The organism is bacterium (genome assembly GCA_037131655.1).
In the GTDB taxonomy this organism is placed as follows: Bacteria; Armatimonadota; Fimbriimonadia; order Fimbriimonadales; family JBAXQP01; genus JBAXQP01.
The window spans coordinates 1-1,816 of sequence record JBAXQP010000435.1; the positions used below are offsets into that span (position 1 = coordinate 1).

Here is a 1,816-nt window from a genome sequence, read left to right on the forward strand (position 1 = left end):
CTAGCCCTCTTAAAGCCACCTGGTCTTTGGGGTCAGTTTGGGGTTGATATCGCTTGTGGCGAAGGGCAACCATTAGGCGCCCCCATGGCCTCTGGTGGACCTTACTTTGGTTTTTTTAGTACGCGTTTAGAATATGTTCGCCAGTTGCCAGGTAGACTTATTGGACAAACGGTTGATAAAGAAGGTAAAACAGGGTTTGCCCTGACATTACAAGCGCGAGAGCAACATATCCGTCGCGGCAAGGCCACCTCTAACATTTGTACCAATCAAGGCTTGCTCGTTACTGCTGCAACCATTTACATGAGTTTATTAGGGCCTGAAGGACTGTTGCAAGTAGCCCAACATTGTCATCACAATACCCATCAATTAGTCGAGGCATTATGCCAAATTGAGGGCGTAGAATTGGTCTTCTCTGCACCGTATTTTCATGAGGCACTATTGCGTTTCAAACACCCTGTGAAAAAAATACTAGAAGTACTCCATCAAAATGGTATTTCCGGTGGTTACCCTGTTGACGAACATTATCCAAACTTGCACAATACAATTCTGGTATGTGCGACTGAAAAACGCAGCGAAGCAGATATTCATCACTATGCATCCACGCTGCGATTGTTTCTAAATAGCCAAGGAAAGCCATGATAATTGTGCACTTAACCTACATTGCACCTATTGCTGAGGTCGATAAATATCTACAAGCTCATCGTGAGTTTTTGGACTATTACTACAAGCAAGGATTATTATTAGCCTCGGGGCCCACCAAACCTCGCACAGGTGGCATTATCATCGCCCTAACGCAGGACAAAGCGCAGTTAGAAACCATTTTCAAAGAAGACCCCTATTATTTAGCAGAGATTGCAACCTACGAATTCATCGAGTTCACCCCTGTCAAACATCGCGATGAAATCAAAACCTTGATCACTTCCTCCGAGGGCCAAGTATGGTGATTTTTGAACAATCAAAACCTCACCGACAAGCAAGCGCTCAAGGTCCAGGACCTATACAGAGCCATTACCACGTTCCAAAAGCCTTTATACGCACCACTCCCCCAAGATTACCCACTTGTTCAGAGCTACAAGTCGTTAGACACTATACCCGCCTATCACAAAAAAATTATTCTATTGATACGCATTTTTATCCTTTGGGTTCTTGTACCATGAAATACAATCCTCGCGGTGTTCATAAGGCCGCATCCTTATCAGGATTTACCCAACGCCATCCTTTAACCCCAAGCCCATACAGTCAGGGCACCTTACAAGCCCTATTCGAACTACAGGAGTATCTCAAGGAAATCACTGGTATGACGGGCGTATCCCTCACACCGATGGCGGGCTCACAAGGCGAATTTGCAGGCGTGGCCATGATCAAAGCCTATCACCATTCCAGAGGTGATAGGCTTCGCGACGAAATACTGATTCCTGATGCAGCCCATGGCACTAACCCTGCGTCAGCCATTATCTGTGGTTATAAAGTCGTTAATTTAGCAACCCTTCCAGACGGTGATCTTGATTTAGAAGATCTTCAAAGCAAAGTGGGACCTAAAACAGCCGGCATCATGCTCACAAATCCCTCAACACTGGGATTGTTTATGCGTCAAATCAAAGAAACTGCTGACATTATTCATCAAGCTGGCGGCCTGCTTTATTATGATGGAGCAAACCTAAACGCCATCATCGGCAAAGTCAGACCCGGTGATATGGGATTTGACGTCATGCATTTGAATTTACATAAAACATTTGCAACCCCTCATGGTGGCGGTGGGCCGGGCTCAGGTCCCGTAGCCGTTGGCCCACGACTTGAGCCTTTTTTACCCATGCCC

General features: G+C 46.0%; 3 protein-coding genes. All 3 read left to right on the forward strand.

Annotated elements, in window-relative coordinates:
* On the forward strand, positions 1-639 hold a 639-nt coding region (locus WCO51_13345; protein MEI6514238.1), incomplete at its 5' end, for a glycine dehydrogenase.
* A complete protein-coding gene (locus WCO51_13350) occupies positions 636-944 on the forward strand; it encodes a YciI family protein (protein MEI6514239.1) in 309 nt (102 codons plus the stop codon). The genes WCO51_13345 and WCO51_13350, both read left to right, overlap by 4 nt.
* Positions 938-1,816, forward strand: an 879-nt coding sequence (gene gcvPB, locus WCO51_13355; protein ID MEI6514240.1) for an aminomethyl-transferring glycine dehydrogenase subunit GcvPB, incomplete at its 3' end; no start/stop codon positions are given. The genes WCO51_13350 and gcvPB, both read left to right, overlap by 7 nt.